This window comes from Enhygromyxa salina (genome assembly GCF_002994635.1).
Taxonomy (GTDB): Bacteria; Myxococcota_A; Polyangia; order Nannocystales; family Nannocystaceae; genus Plesiocystis; species Plesiocystis salina_B.
This window is the reverse complement of sequence record NZ_PVNL01000135.1, coordinates 146,073-160,953: the sequence shown is the minus strand read 5'-3', so window position 1 is coordinate 160,953 and position 14,881 is coordinate 146,073. Positions and strand designations below refer to the sequence as shown.

The window sequence follows — 14,881 nt, the reverse complement described above, 5'->3', positions numbered from 1 at the left end:
CATGTCTGCCATCGCGACTCAGTCAAGCCGCGCCGCGGCGCTCGGACACGTGCTGACGGCCTCCACGGGCCTGTTCCCGGCGCCGCTTGGCTCGATCCGGCGGCTCCGCAACGGCGATCAAATTTTCCCCGCGATGCTGGCCGCGATCGAGGGGGCGCAGCGACAGATCGGCTTCGTCACGTTCGTGTACTGGACCGGCACCATTGCGGATCGCTTCGCTGATGCGCTCGCGGACGCCGCCCGCCGCGGCGTCGAGGTACGCGTGGTGCTCGACGCCGTCGGCGCCCGGGCCATGAAGGAGCGCCTGATTGATTCGATGCGAGAGGCCGGCGTGATCGTGCGGTGGTATCGGCCGCTGAGCCCCTGGCGGATCTGGGAGTCGACCCACCGTACCCATCGCAAGCTGCTGGTCGTCGACGGTCAGCTTGGGTTCACGGGCGGCGTGGGGATCGCCAAAGAGTGGGAGGGCGACGCCCGTGATTCCTCGCAGTGGCGCGACTCTCACTTCGAGCTCGACGGGACCGCGGTGCTGGGCTTGTGGGGGGCGTTCCTCGCAACGTGGCTCGAGGCTGGCGGCGACCCGATCGCCCCGCCGACGCCGGCCCCGACACCGGCCTCCGAGCAGCCGCTGCGCGCCCACGTGGTCCCGGCGACCGCGGCGATCGGCTGGACCGCGATCGCGACCGCGCTGTGGGGGCTGATCGACGCTGCCGAGCGCTCGATCAAGATCGCCACCGCCTACTTCACGCCGGACGACGAGACGGTCGAGAGGCTGGGCGCCAAGGCCCGGTCCGGGGTCGATGTCGACCTGCTGCTGCCGGGTGATCACGCGGATCAACGGGTCGTGAAGATGCTGGCCGAGCCCAAGCTGCGCCCGCTGATCGAGGCCGGGGTCCACGTCTACTATTTTCGGCCAACGATGATGCACACCAAGGTGTTGATCATCGACGACGTCTTCACGTGCTTTGGATCGGCCAATATCAACAGTCGATCCATGCGCAAGGACGAAGAGATCTTGGTCGCGACGGGGGCGGCCGCGCTGGTGCAGGATCTGCTGATCGACTTTGCCGCGGACCTCGAGCGCAGCCGGTTGCTGACCGTCGACGAGCTGCGCGAGCGGCCCTGGTGGCAGCGGGCGCTGACGACCCTGATGGCGCCGCTGGACTCGGAGATCTGACCAGTAGCCAGACTGGTCACGCCGGAGCCCTGCCGCCGCGGCGGTTCAAGAAGGTCTTGACGTTGCGAGCGTAAGTGGGAAACTGACGCCGCCACGTGCTCGAGATGACTCAACGCCGCCGCCTGGCCCGAGTACTCGCCGTCCTGTTGGGCGTCGTGCTCTGGTGGCCAGCCGCGCATCGCGTCATCTCGCAGTCGCAGCAATCGAGCGTTTCGTCCAATGACGAAGATCCGCGCCCAAACGGGAAGCTCGAGCAATCGGACGACGTGCCGAGCGAGAGCAGCGAGGGTGGGGACACCGAGCTCGAAGACGGCTCCCTCGACCATGTCGCGTTTGTCTCACCGCTGCGCGCGTCGAGGACCACGGCCACGCGACTCGCCATGCTCCAGCATGCGCTCCCGCGGCTGAACGCTGGCTACGACGGCCTCGAGCGCGAGCGCGGGCCCCCCATCGGCTGAACGACGAATGATCTGCGTTCGGGCCACGCCGTGGCTCGGGCTGCCGATCAATCTTGGTTCGCGACCCGCACGTGGCTCGTGAACCCTGTCGTCCCAATGGCGGGTCGGCCCACTCGGCCCACTCGGCCCACTCGGCACTAAGCCGATCGCCGTGGGCCTCGCCGTGCCCGAAATCTGTCCGTCCGACGAATCGAGGAAGTCCGTGATCCGGCTTCGATCTCCGCTCCTATTGAACAATTTCACGGCCACAGCGATCGCGGCTCTACTGCTCTCGGGTGGCTGCACGCGGCTGCTCGGCGACAACGTCGCGCGGGCCGCTGAGCGCGATGTCCCAGACGACTGGAGCGCCGCGGTGGCCAACACGCAGACCAGCTCCGCGGCTCAGCGCCAGTGGGACGAGTTCTTCGACGATCCCCACCTCCGCGCGCTGATCGAGGAGGCGCTCGGCAACAACCAGGAGCTCGACATTCGTCTCCAGGAGATCATCATCGCCAAGACCGAGGTCGGGACTCGCCGGGGGGAGTACGTCCCGCGGCTCGACGGTGTCGTTGGGGGTGGTGTCGAGAAGGTCGGTCGCCACACGAGTCAGGGGGCGGCTGACGAGGCCAACAGCGTGGCCGAGAACCTGCCTGATCTTCACTTTGGACTGGCGGCCTCGTGGGAGGTCGATGTCTGGGGAAGGCTGCGCAACGCCAAGAAAGCCGCGGACAAGCGCTACCTGGCCAGCATCGAGGCTCGCAACTTCGTCCTGACCCAGATCATCGCCGAGGTCGCCGCTTCCTACTACGAGCTGCTCGCGCTCGACAACCAGCTCGATCTCCTCGACCGCTACCTCGAGATCCAACGAGACGCGGTCGAGATCGCCAAGCTGAAGAAGGAGGCCGCGCGCGCGACCGAGCTCGAGGTCCAGCGCTTCGAGGCCGAGGTCTCGAAGATCCTCAGCCTCCGCTACGTGATCATACAGGCCCGGGTCGAGATCGAGAACCGGATCAATTTCCTCGTCGGTCGGTTTCCCCAGCCCGTCACGCGGGACGCCTCGACCTTCCAGCAGACCGAGCCGCCGACGGTCGATGCTGGGCTCCCGGCCGAACTACTCGACAACCGGCCCGACGTCCGCAACGCCGAGCGGTTGCTCGAAGCGGCCGAGCTCGACGTCAAGTCGGCCAAGGCCCGGTTCTTCCCCTCGCTGAGCATCGACGCCGAGCTCGGCTACGAGTCGTTCAACGCCAGCCACCTCGTCGATACGCCGGCCTCGCTGGCTTATGACATCGCTGGCAACCTCGTCGCGCCGCTGCTCAACTTCGCTGGGATCAAGGCCAACTACCAGGCCGCCAACGCACGACAGATGCAGGCGGTGCTCGAGTTCGAGCGAACCTTGCTGCAGGCCTACACGGAGGTCGTCATCTACCTGGCGAAGATCGACAACCTCAACCATCGGTTCATGAGTCTGCGCGAGCAGGTCGCCAAGCTCGAGCAGGCGATCGAGACCTCAAACATCCTCTACCGCTCGGCCCACGCAGACTACATGGAGGTCCTCCTGACCCGCCGCGATGCCCTCGACGCCGAGCTCGACCTGGTCGAGACGCGCCTGGCCCAGATGCAGGCGTTTGTCGGGATCTACAGGGCGCTCGGGGGCGGGTGGCGGACCGCCGAGTAGCGACCTGGCAGCCACGTTCATGAATTCGCAGTCGAGTACAAATGCCATGAGCCTCTCATCAATTCACTCCGCTCTCCTCGCGTTGCTATGCCTCGCCCCGATCGCGTGCTCGGGGGCACAGGGGCACGAGGAGGAACACGAAGTCCAGCGCAAGGTCGTGCTGACCAGCCCCGTGGCGAAGGACGTCGTCCACACCCAGCAATATGTCTGTCAGATCCACTCGCGCCGCCACATCGAGCTCCGCGCGCTCGAGCGCGGCTACCTCGAGGAGATCCAGGTCCAAGAGGGCCAGGCGGTGAAGAAGGGCGAGCTCTTGTTCAAGATCCTCCCCGTCGTCTACAAGGCCAAGCTCCACGCCGACCAGGCCGAGCTGCTGCGCGCAGACATCGAGCTTCGGAACACCAAGAAGCTGTACGAACGAGACGTGGTCTCGGACCAGGAGCTCGCGCTCGCCCAGGCGGCGCGAGCCGGGGCCAAGGCCAAGGTCGAGCTGGCGGCGGCGGAGCTGGCCTTCACCGAGATCAGGGCCCCGTTCGACGGCATCATCGACCGCCAGTACGAACAGGAGGGGAGCCTGATGGAGGAGGGGGACATCCTCACGACCGTGTCCGACAACAACGTGATGTGGGTCTATTTCAACGTCCCGGAGGCCATCTATCTCGCGTTCGAGGCAATTGAGGGAGCTGTCGATCCAGCGCATCCGCAACACCTCACGTTCCCGGACGCGCGAATCGAGCTCCAGCTGGCGAACGGCGAGACCTTCACCCACGGCGCGGGCGACTCCGTCACAGTCGAGTCCGACTTTGACAACGAGACAGGCAACATTCTGTTCCGCGCGGACTTTTCCAATCCGGAGGGCCTGCTGCGCCACGGTCAGACCGGGACGCTGTTGATTCATGGGACGCTGAAGGGCGCCGTCGTCATCCCCCAGCGCGCGACCTTCGAGATCCTCGACAAGCAGTACGTTTACGTCGTCGGGGAAGACGGGGCCGTGCATCAACGCGCGATCACCATCTCGCACGAAATGGACGACATCTTCGTTGTCGAGGACGGACTCGATGTCACCGACAAGATCGTCCTCGATGGGATCCGACAGGTTCACGAAGGCGATTATCCGGAGACGGAGTTTCGCGAGCCTGAAGCGGTCCTCTCCCACATGAAGTTTCACGCCGAATAGCAGCGGCTCACGGGTACGATCATGTTCAAGAAAACTCTCCAGCGGCCGGCCCTGGCGCTCGTCACCTCGATCCTGCTCCTGTTCCTGGGGATGCTGGGGATCGCGCGGCTCCCGATCGCCCAGTTCCCCGACGTCGCCCCGCCGACCGTCTACGTCTCCGTCGCGTATCCCGGTGCCAGCGCCAACGTCTTGGTCGACTCGGTCATCGTTCCTTTGGAGCAGTCGATCAACGGGGTTCCAAACATGCGCTACATGGTGTCCGCCGCGACCAGCGCGGGCGAAGCGACGATCCAGATCTACTTCGAGCCTGGCACGGATCCCGACATCAACGTCGTGAACGTGCAGAACCGGGTCAACATCATGTCGAGTCGGCTACCGGAGCTGGTGGTGCGCGAGGGCATCCTCGTCAGCCAGGTGGTGCCGAGCATGTTGATGTACTTGAACCTCTACAGCACAGACCCGAACACGGACCAAAAGGACCTCTTCAACTACGCCAACGTCTACATCATGCCCGTGCTCAAGCGGATCCAGGGCATGGGTATCCCGCGGAATCTCGGCAACCGCAGCTTCGCCATGCGCATCTGGTTGAACCCCGAGCGCATGCGCGCCTATGACGTCTCCGTCGAAGATGTCATGGAGGCCCTGGCCGAGCAGAGCATCATCGGCTCGCCGGGCCGCCTGGGTCAGGCCACAGGCATGACCTCGCAATCAAAAGAGTACGTGCTGACCTATGTCGGGCGCTACAACAAGCCAGAGCAGTACGGAAACATCATCCTGCGGGCCAAGTCCGACGGTGAGATTCTTCGGTTGAAAGACGTCTGTGTGCCCCCCAAGGTGAGCACACCGGTGTGGGAACCGAGCGAGGGGGAGGAGCCGCCAGACCACGGGGTGGCAGGGACCCCGCGCAACCAGCAGCACGCCGGCATCGAGCTCGGCTCGGAGTTCTTCGACATCTACTCCGACGTCGACGGCTACCCCGCGGCGTCCGTCGTGCTCAAGCAAGCCCCCGGGTCCAACGCGGCCGAGGTCATCGACGAGGTCAAGACGACGCTCGAGGAGTTGAAGCAGTCCTTCCCGCCCGGAATGGACTACGAGATCGCCTACGACGTCTCCAGGTTCGTCGACGCCTCGATCGAGAAGGTGCTCCACACCCTGCTCGAGGCGTTCATCTTGGTGTCTCTGGTGGTCTACATGTTCCTCGGGGACTTTCGTTCCACGCTGATCCCGACGCTGGCGGTGCCGGTGTCGCTGGTGGGGACGTTCTTCGTCCTGGACCTGATGGGCTTCTCCATCAACCTGATCACGCTCTTCGCCTTGGTCCTCGCCATCGGGATCGTGGTCGACAACGCGATCGTCGTGGTCGAGGCGGTCCACGCCAAGATGGCCGAGAAGCAGCTCTCGCCGTATCGGGCGACCCTGGACGTGCTCCACGAGATCAGCGGTGCGATCGTCGCAATCACGCTGGTGATGACCTCCGTCTTCGTTCCGATCACGTTCATTCCCGGGCCGGTCGGCGTCTTCTACCGCCAATTTGGCGTCACCATGGCCACGTCGATCGTCCTGTCCGGCGTGGTCGCGCTGACGCTCACGCCGGTCCTGTGTGCGATGATCCTCGAGCCCCACGCCCACGCCGACGCGGGTCACGAGGACAAGCCGAACAAGCCGCGCCGACTCGCGACTGTCGCGGTGTACGTGCTCGTCGGGTTGCCGGTCCTGGGGAGCCTCAGCTATCTGGCCTACACCTTGTGGGGGCCGTTTGGCTTGCTGATCGCCGCGGTGCCCTTTGTCCAGCGTCCGTTCAGCCGCGGCGTCGACATGGTCACCAACGTCTACGCGAGGATCCTGCGGCGGATCGTCACACGCCGCGTGCTGACCCTGGCGGTCGTCGGGGCCTTTGCCGCCGGCATTGTCGCGACGAACAAGCAGATGGCGAGCGGCTTCATCCCGAGTGAGGATCAGGGCATCATCTACGCCGTCATTCAGACGCCGCCCGGATCGACGCTCGAGTACACCAACGCCAAGTCGCAGGAGCTGGAGGTCATCGCCAAGCAGGTCGAGGGCGTCGCGTCTGTCACCTCCGTGGCCGGCTACGAGATCTTGACCGAGGGCCGGGGCTCGAACGCCGGGACCGCGATCATCAACCTGAAAGACTGGTCCGAGCGCGAGCAGACGGCCCGCGAGATCATCGAGCAGCTCGAACGAGAGACCCATGAGATCACGGACGTCAAGCTCGAGTTCTTCGAGCCACCCGCGATCCCTGGGTTTGGCGCAGCTGGCGGGTTCTCTGTGCGCGTACTCGACAAGACCCAGTCGAGCACGGCCGACTACCAGCGACTCGGCGAAGTGACCGAGGAATTCATGGCCGCGCTGTCCGAGCGCCCGGAGGTGCAGAACCTGTTCACGTTCTACGCCTCGGACTATCCGCAGTACGAGATCGTGATCAACAACGACGTGGCCATGCAAAAGGGCGTGTCGATCGACAAGGCGCTGGAGAACCTCAATATCCTCATTGGCAGCACCTACGAGCAGGGCTTCATTCTCTTCAACCAGTTTTACAAGGTCTACGTCCAGGCCTGGCCGGAATTCCGGCGGATGCCCGATGATCTCGGCGAGTTGTTTGTGAAGAACGACGCCGGGGAGATGGTCGCCTACTCCTCGTTCATGACGATCGAGAAGCAGCAGGGTCTCAACGAGATCACCCGCTACAACCTGTACCCCTCCGCGCCCATTCAAGGTGTTCCAGCCCCCGGGTATTCGAGCGGTGAGGCGATCGCCGCGATTCAAGAGGTCGCCGCCGAGACGCTGCCGCAGGGCTACGACCTGGGCTGGGAAGGCCTGTCCTGGGACGAGTCGAGCCAGGGGAACGCGGTGATCTACATCTTCTTCGTTGTCGTTGCGTTCGTTTATTTGGTGTTGGTCGGCCAGTACGAGAGCTTCCTCATTCCGCTCGCCGTGCTGCTGTCGCTGCCGGTCGGAGTCTTCGGTGCGTTCTTTTTGCTGCAGGCAGTGGGGCTGGCCAACGACGTCTGGGCCCAGCTTGGGGTGATCATGCTGCTCGGCCTGTTGGGCAAGAACGCGATCCTGATCGTGGAATTCGCGGTCCAGAAGCGCCGGGAGGGCCTGTCGCTCGAAGACGCCGCCATCGAAGCTGGAAAGCTTCGCTTCCGGCCGATTCAGATGACGTCCTTCGCCTTCATCGCCGGTCTCATTCCGCTGGCCATCGCGACCGGCGCCGGGGCGATCGGCAACCGGACCATTGGCACGGCCGGGGTTGGCGGGATGATCGTGGGCACCGTGATCGGCGTGTTGTTGATTCCCGGCCTCTACTACTTGTTCGGCCGAATCGCCGACGGTCGGGCGCTGCTCCCGGACGAGACGGCGGAGCCGCTGTCAGAGCGCCTCGCGGAGCGTCTCGAGGGAGATCCGACCAGCCCGGACAGCGAGGGGCCCGCGTAGTCCTCCGCAGCGCTTGTTGCTACCCGTGTTCACGCGGATCGACCGGCAGCTCGCGTGCCACGATCATGGCTCCGCGACCCTACCGTCGGCCGCAAAGAAGCGCGCCTGGACGATCCGCGAGGGCACGCTGGCGCCGCAGGCGGCGACGTGATCCGAATCAAGCGACCCCGAGCGCGGCGGCGCAGGCGTTCGCCGACGCGATTCATGCGTGGAGCTGACGGGGCGGTCAACAACACGCCGGGAGTGACCATCAACTGGAGCTGACGCTCGGCTCACCGGATTCATCGTGCGGCAACACACGTCGCTTTCGAGCTGAGCTGACGTGGTCCAACAACCGACGGAGACTGGTACCACGCGCGTCCCTTCGGTAGTGTCTGTACGCCATGCTCCATTCAATCAAGCTGATCGGCGTCGGGCCAGCCGACTCGCTCGAACTCGACCTGCAACCTCGAGTAAATCTGATTGTGGGGGACAACGGACTCGGCAAGACTTTCCTGCTCGATGTCGCCTGGTGGATCCTTGGACGCTCCTGGCCCAGCAGCTACCAGGCGCTTCCGCGCAGGGGCGCCCGTGAAGCCAAGATCGAGTACGTCGTCGACATAAAAACCGCCAAGAAGAAGCACTACAGCAACGGCTTCGACCGACCAAGTCAGCAGTGGAAGCGCTCGGGCGGCCGGCCACCCAGTCCTGGCTTGGTGCTCTATGCTCGCGCGGATGGAGGATTCTCAATTTGGGACCCAGCCCGTAACTACTGGCGCGACAGTCCCTCGCTCGGGGTATCGGACCCGACGCGGCCCGACGCCTACCACTTTACACAGCGCGAAGTGTGGGACGGGCTTCGTCAGGGCGATCGAGTCTTGTGCAATGGCCTGATCGCGGACTGGGTAAATTGGCAAGCGGCCCAATCCCCCGCATTCACGCAGTTGATGGCATCGCTGGGGGTGCTATCCGAGCCCGGCGAGACCCTCACGGCCGGCGTGCCAGTGCGCATCTCTTTAGACGACGCCCGCGACATTCCGACACTGCGTTTCCGCTACGGCGATGTTCCAATTGTCCACGCATCGGCCGGGGTGAAGCGAATCGTAGCGTTGGCTTATCTCCTGGTCTGGGCGTTCGACGAACATCAAAAGGCGTGCGAACTACTCGGCAGGACAGCCGAGCAGTCCGTGATTTTTCTGATCGACGAAATCGAGGCACATCTGCACCCGCGCTGGCAGCGGGTCGTGCTCCCAGCTTTGTTGGATGTGGTCGACAAGCTCACTCCAAGCGGTGCGAATGTACAGATTCTCGCGGCCAGCCACGCGCCGCTGCTACTGGCGTCGCTCGAGCCACGTTTTGATCCCGAGCAGGATCGCATCATTCATTTCGACGTCAAGCACGATAAAGTCATTATTGACACGTCTGAATTTGCTCAGCAAGGAGACGCGACAAACTGGTTGGTCTCCGAGTTCTTCGGGCTCAAGCAGGCGCGTTCGCGCGAGGCGGAAGAGGCAATCGAGGCCGCGGAGGCGTGGATGCGAAGTGATCGCCACGTGCTCCCCGCTCACCTGAGCACCAGCGAGCAGATCGACGCGGAATTACGACGGACGGTGCCGGGGCATGATCCGTTTTGGCCGCGGTGGATCCTCACTCGCGGGGCTGAGCCGAAACGGCCCGCTCGCAAGGGTTCGAGTTCAGCCAAGAAGAAGGGCACCAAGCAATCCAAAAAGCCAGGCGGCGCTCGAGGGCGTTCACGATGATCCCCGTGCCGCGCCCCAAAGAGCCACGGACCTTCGACAAAGATGTTCGCCAGCCCGGTCAGCGTTGGTTGGCCTCGGACGCGAACCCGAAGACCAGGCCGCCTTCGTATTGGCGTAAGGTCACGCCCCAGCTGTGCGACGCCTTCTCCACGCGCTGCGGCTACACGGCGATGTGGGACCTGTGCGGAACCGTTGACCACTTCGCACCCCAGAGTCGGGACCGCAGCAACCTCTACGAGTGGGACAACCTCCGATACGCGTCGCAGTGGATCAACGCGAGCAAGAAGGCCCACGTCGACATCCTCGATCCCTATGACGTGGAGGAAGGATGGTTTGAGGTGTCGTTACCGTCCCTGCAGTTGGTCGCGTCGGACAAGGTCCCGCCGGACAAGCAGGCGCTCGTTCAGTCGACGCTCAAACGCCTCCCCATCACTCACGATGAGCGGGTGATCCGACAGCGCCGTGCCTGGCTCGAACAGTACGAGCAAGGGCGCGTCACGCTGGAGGGTCTGTATGATTTTGCGCCGCTGCTCGCGGCGGCGCTCGAGAAGCAGGAGTCCGGGTCGGGCCGCAAGGCACCCAAGAAGGAGACCGTGGCCAAGAAGAAGACCGTGGTCAAGAAGAAGCGTCACCGCTAGGACAAGCATGTGCGGGTGGTCGAGCACGGGAAGAGCACGCAACGATTCATGACGCTCGCTCACCACGCTTCGCCCTCACCGGGGCGCGAACACGAAGCGCAGCTCGGCCTCGATCCACGCCAACCAGCCGGGATCCGCGTCTAGCCCGGCTCGGCGCAGCTGCATGTCGACGCTGCGCATGGGCATGTGCACCTCGACGCGTCCGCCAAGGCCGAACTCGACGCGCCCGCGCACCTGCAGGTGCTCACGCAGGCCGGCGTTCGCGCGGATCGACAGGCAGCTCCCGCGCCACGAACATGGCCCCAGCCACCTGCGCCAGCCCAAACAGCAGCGGCCCGACAATCGGGACCGCCAGCATCAGCGAGATCGGCAGCCCAAACCCAAGCAGCGCGTCCTGGTGCCGCCGCACGAACACCTGCTGCTCGGCGTGGCGAATGTCCAGGCAGTCAAAGTAGGGATCGAGCAGCTCCCACGCGACGGTGCGCGCGGTCAACCACGCCTGACCGACCGTGCCGGCGATCGTGCCGACCACCGGGATCAGCCCGACCAGCAGGCAGCACAGACTCAGCGTCACAAATTTGATCAGCCGCCAGATCGCAATGCCGATCGAAGGTCCAAGCGGCATCCCAGGCTTGGCCCCCAGCGCCGCCGCGCGCTCTGGATCGATTGTGCGCAGCCCCGCCAGGAACACGCCCTTGTTGAACATCGGAAACACGATGTTGACCGTGAAGATCGCCAGCAGCGGCCCGACCAGGAGCGCGACCAGCGAACCGACGATGCGCAGCGCCCACAGCCCGACTGCGATCCACACGCTCGCGTCGGGGCTCGGCGCCGTGTTTGCCCACAGCGCCCAGATCGACCCCGAGCTGATCACCAAGGCGAGCAGGAACACCGCCCCCGCGAGCTTGAGGTAGGCCGTGCCGATCTCCGAGCTGTGGAGCGCGAGCTTCATGCCCTCGAGGGCCAAACGAAACCCCCGCAGGAAAGGACGTGGTTGCTTGGGTTGGTGCGGCTCGGGCATCGCGGCCCTCAACTGTAGGCCAGCGCGGCGCCCGAGGCCACGCGGTCGCTACTGAACCCGGCGGACCACGTTGTTGGCGCCGTCGAAGAAAAACAGCGAGTTGGACGGGTAGTGAAACACCACGTCGAACGGGCTGCCGAGCCGGGCTTGGGTCCCGACGCCCTCGGCGTAGCCGGGCGGGCAGTTCATCGCGCCGTCGCAGTGCTGCCCGACCAACGTGGTGATCGACCCAGACGCGAGCACGCCCTGGCGGATCGTGTGCTGGTCGAACTCGGTGAAATAGATGCTGGTCCCATCCGAGGTCATCCCGCGCGGGCGGTGGATCGACGCGTTTTGCCCGACGCCGTCGGCGTAGCCAGGCATGCCGTTGCCCGCGAAGGTCCCGACGTACGCGGTGCCGACGTTGTAGCTGCGGATGTGATAGCCGTTGGTGTCGGCGATATACAGCATCCCGCTGTTGTCCGAGGCGATATAGCGGGGGCTCAGGAACTGGGCCTGGTTGCCGACGCCGTCGGCGATCCCCGGGTTGTTGGGCTGGCCGGCGATCGTCGTGACCGCGCCGGACTGCACGTCGAAGCTGCGCAGCACCGCGACCGTGCCGTCGAGCAGGTACACATGCCCGGCGTAGTAGGTCAGCGCGCGCAGCTCGAAGAACTCGGCCGCGAGCCCGACCCCGTCGACGTTGGCCTGGTTGCCGGTCCCTGCCACGGTGGTGACCGCGTAGGGCGGGGTCAGGTTGACGGCCTTGATCTTGCGGTTGGCCCCGTCGGCGACCCACAGCGTGGTCCCGTCGGTGGTGATCGCTCCGGGTCCGCCAAACCGCGCGCTGAGTCCGACCGCCGAGTCGAGGTCACCCGAGTTTCCGCCCGCGCCGTCGCCCGCGATCGTCGTGACCGCGCCCGACACGATGTCGATCTGGCGAATGCAGTTGTTGGCGCCGTCGCTGACCCACAGCTTGTCGTTGCTGATCGCGAGGTTGGCGACGTCGCCAAACCGGGCGCTCGCGCCGACGCCATCGAGCAAGCCGGGGGCTCCGACGCCGCCCGCGAACAAGCTGGTGGTGTTGCCCAGGTTGCAGGTCGGGTTGCAGCTGTCACCGTTTGCCAGGTTGCCGTCGTCGCAGACCTCGCTCGGGTCGAGCATGTCGTCGCCGCAGGTCTGGCCGAGCGGCTCGAGCTGACAGTTGGCCGAGCAGCCGTCGCCGGCTTGGGTGTTGCCGTCGTCGCACTCCTCGGCGTTGCCGCCCTCGAGGTTGCCGTCGCCACAGTTGCCGCCGACCTCGACCTGGCAGGTGGCCGAGCAGCCGTCGCCGTCGTCGGCGTTGCCGTCGTCGCACTGCTCGCCGTCGGCGTAGTCGATGACGGTGTCACCGCAGTTGGGCAGCGGATCGCCGTCGCCGTCGCCGTCGCCGTCGCCGGGATCGCCGTCGCCATCCCCGGAGTTCGAGTCCTCGCCCGTGTCGGCGGGATCACCGTCGCCGTCGCCGAGCGGATCCAGGGGCACGCAGCTGCCCATCTCACACATCAGGCCGGGATCGCAGGCGCCGCCAGAGGTGCACCCACAGCCCTGGGACCCGACCAGGCACAGGCCGCCGGTGTCGGTGTCGGTCCCGCCGCTGCCCGCAGACGCGCCGGGCAAGTCGTCGCCGCCGCACGACAGCGCGACGACCAGACCCAGGGAGAACGGAAAGGCAAGGTAGCTTCGATTCATGCGCCAAAGGCTATCAGGGCGCCTCGTCACGGTGGCGTGTTGGCGCAGGTCCGCACCGAAACGGTGTGTACGATCACCGCGACCCGCCGCGCCCCGGGGTCCCCTCGGGCAGGTCGAGCGAGTATCATCCGCGCGCCATGGCCTCCTACCAGTACATCTACACGATGAAGGGCCTCTCGAAGGTCTACCCCGGCGGCAAGAAGGTGCTCGAGAACATCCACCTCTCGTTCCTGCCCGGGGCCAAGATCGGCGTGCTCGGAAACAACGGCGCGGGCAAGAGCACCCTGCTGCGCATCATGGCCGGCGTCGACACCGAGATCATCGGCGAGGCGTGGGCGGCCGAGGGCGTGCGGATCGGCTACCTGCCCCAGGAGCCCGAGCTCGACCCCGACAAGGACGTCAAGGGCAACATCGAGGAGGCCGTGTCCGAGATGCGTGACGTGCTCAAACGCTTCGAGGAGGTCTCGATGAAGTTTGGCGAGGTCAGCACCGACGACGAGATGAACGCGCTGCTCGAAGAGCAGGGCAAGCTGCAAGACAAGATCGACGCGGGCAACGGCTGGGAGCTCGACCACACCCTCGAGCTCGCGATGGACGCGCTGCGCTGCCCGCCCGGCGACTCGCCCGTGACCAACCTCAGCGGCGGCGAGCGGCGTCGGGTCGCGCTCGCGCGGCTGCTGCTCGAGCGGCCCGACATCTTGCTGCTCGACGAGCCCACCAACCACCTCGACGCCGAGTCCGTCGCGTGGCTCGAGCACCACCTGCACGAGTATCCCGGCACCGTGGTTGCGATCACCCACGATCGCTACTTCCTCGACAACGTCGCCGGGTGGATCCTCGAGCTCGACGGCGGCAAGGGCATCCCGTGGCAGGGCAACTACTCGAGCTGGCTCGACCAAAAGCAAAAGCGACTCGCGACCCAAGAAAAGAAAGAGAGCGCCCGCCAGCGCGAGCTGGCCCGCGAGCTCGAGTGGATCCGCATGTCGCCCAAGGCCCGGCAGAGCAAGAGCAAGGCCCGTATCCGCGCCTACGACGAGCTGCTCAACAGCGCCGAGGAGCGCAAGAAGGACACGACCTCGATCCACGTGCCGTTCTCGCGGCGGCTCGGCAACATCGTCGTCGACGCCAAGGCGCTCAAGAAGTCATTCGGCGACAAGCTGCTGTTTGAAGATCTGAATTTTTCGCTCCCGCGCGGCGGGATCGTCGGGATCATCGGCCCCAACGGCGCGGGCAAGACCACGCTGTTTCGGATGATCACCCAGCAAGAGGAGCCCGACACGGGCAAGCTCGAGATCGGCGGCACCGTCGACATCGCCTACGTGGATCAGAGCCGCGACACCCTCGACCCCGACAAGAGCGTGTGGCAGGAGATCAGCGAGGGCCGGGACAGCGTCGATCTGGGCGGCGTAGAGATGAACTCGCGCGCGTACGTGGGCAAGTTCAACTTCAACGGTGCGTCGCAGCAGCAAAAGGTGGGGACCCTGTCCGGCGGTCAGCGCAACCGCGTGCACCTGGCCAAGCTGATCAAGCGCGGCGGCAACCTGTTGCTGCTCGACGAGCCGACCAACGACCTCGACGTCGACACCCTGCGTCACCTCGAGGACGCGCTGCTGTCGTTCCCTGGCTGCGTGGTGGTGATCTCGCACGATCGCTGGTTCCTCGATCGTATCGCTACGCACATTCTGGCGTTCGAGGGCGACTCGAAGGTCAACTGGTTCGAGGGGAACTACGCGGACTATGAGCAGGATCGCAAGAACCGGCTCGGCGACGACGCGATGGTGCCCAAGCGGATCAAGTACCGGAAGCTGACCCGCGACTAAAATTAGCGGGGGTCGTCAGACCCCCGCA

The 14,881-nt window shown here is 65.3% G+C and carries 12 protein-coding genes; 9 read left to right on the top strand and 3 right to left on the bottom strand.

Going from position 1 to position 14,881, the window contains the following annotated elements:
• The first annotated feature begins 1 nt into the window (after position 1).
• The 8 genes from ENSA7_RS34890 (at position 2) to ENSA7_RS34860 (ending at position 10,302) form a co-directional block, all read left to right on the top strand.
• Positions 2 to 1,177, top strand: a complete 1,176-nt coding sequence (locus ENSA7_RS34890; protein WP_106093736.1) for a phospholipase D-like domain-containing protein — start codon at positions 2 to 4, stop codon at positions 1,175 to 1,177.
• Positions 1,178 to 1,443: 266 nt separating this feature from the next.
• Positions 1,444 to 1,635, top strand: a complete 192-nt coding sequence (locus ENSA7_RS42765; protein ID WP_146158492.1) for a hypothetical protein — start codon at positions 1,444 to 1,446, stop codon at positions 1,633 to 1,635.
• 202 nt (positions 1,636 to 1,837) lie between these two features.
• The gene (locus tag ENSA7_RS34880) at positions 1,838 to 3,292 is read left to right on the top strand and encodes a TolC family protein (protein ID WP_181234410.1); all 1,455 of its coding nucleotides are present in this window, start codon (positions 1,838 to 1,840) and stop codon (positions 3,290 to 3,292) included.
• Positions 3,293 to 3,338: 46 nt separating this feature from the next.
• Positions 3,339 to 4,469 (top strand): efflux RND transporter periplasmic adaptor subunit, encoded by a 1,131-nt coding sequence (locus tag ENSA7_RS34875; protein ID WP_106093733.1) that lies wholly within the window; start codon positions 3,339 to 3,341, stop codon positions 4,467 to 4,469.
• A 21-nt stretch (positions 4,470 to 4,490) separates the two neighbouring features.
• Positions 4,491 to 7,925, top strand: coding sequence for an efflux RND transporter permease subunit (locus tag ENSA7_RS34870; protein WP_106093732.1), 3,435 nt, complete (start codon positions 4,491 to 4,493; stop codon positions 7,923 to 7,925).
• A gap of 13 nt (positions 7,926 to 7,938) precedes the next feature.
• The gene (locus ENSA7_RS44535; protein ID WP_181234409.1) at positions 7,939 to 8,076 is read left to right on the top strand and encodes a hypothetical protein; all 138 of its coding nucleotides are present in this window, start codon (positions 7,939 to 7,941) and stop codon (positions 8,074 to 8,076) included.
• 232 nt (positions 8,077 to 8,308) lie between these two features.
• Complete coding sequence (locus ENSA7_RS34865; RefSeq protein WP_106093731.1) at positions 8,309 to 9,664, top strand: AAA family ATPase; 1,356 nt, start codon at positions 8,309 to 8,311, stop codon at positions 9,662 to 9,664.
• Entirely contained in the window at positions 9,661 to 10,302 is a 642-nt protein-coding gene (locus ENSA7_RS34860; RefSeq protein ID WP_443655669.1) for a hypothetical protein, read from the top strand. Before ENSA7_RS34865 ends, ENSA7_RS34860 begins: the two co-directional genes overlap by 4 nt.
• Positions 10,303 to 10,377: 75 nt before the next feature.
• Here the strand turns inward: ENSA7_RS34860 and ENSA7_RS44530 are convergent, their stop codons facing one another.
• From ENSA7_RS44530 to ENSA7_RS45155, 3 genes are read right to left on the bottom strand one after another with little or no spacing between them, the layout of a single operon-like run.
• Positions 10,378 to 10,536 (bottom strand): hypothetical protein, encoded by a 159-nt coding sequence (locus tag ENSA7_RS44530; RefSeq protein WP_181234407.1) that lies wholly within the window; start codon positions 10,534 to 10,536, stop codon positions 10,378 to 10,380.
• Between the two features lie 10 nt (positions 10,537 to 10,546).
• Positions 10,547 to 11,323: an EI24 domain-containing protein gene (locus ENSA7_RS34855; protein WP_106093730.1), complete on the bottom strand. Its 777-nt coding sequence runs from the start codon at positions 11,321 to 11,323 to the stop codon at positions 10,547 to 10,549.
• A gap of 48 nt (positions 11,324 to 11,371) precedes the next feature.
• Positions 11,372 to 13,033, bottom strand: coding sequence for a DUF4215 domain-containing protein (locus ENSA7_RS45155; protein WP_219908112.1), 1,662 nt, complete (start codon positions 13,031 to 13,033; stop codon positions 11,372 to 11,374).
• A gap of 137 nt (positions 13,034 to 13,170) precedes the next feature.
• On the opposite strand from ENSA7_RS45155, the gene ettA reads away from it, so the two are divergent.
• Positions 13,171 to 14,853: an energy-dependent translational throttle protein EttA gene (ettA, locus tag ENSA7_RS34845; protein WP_106093729.1), complete on the top strand. Its 1,683-nt coding sequence runs from the start codon at positions 13,171 to 13,173 to the stop codon at positions 14,851 to 14,853.
• Positions 14,854 to 14,881: the final 28 nt, after the last annotated feature.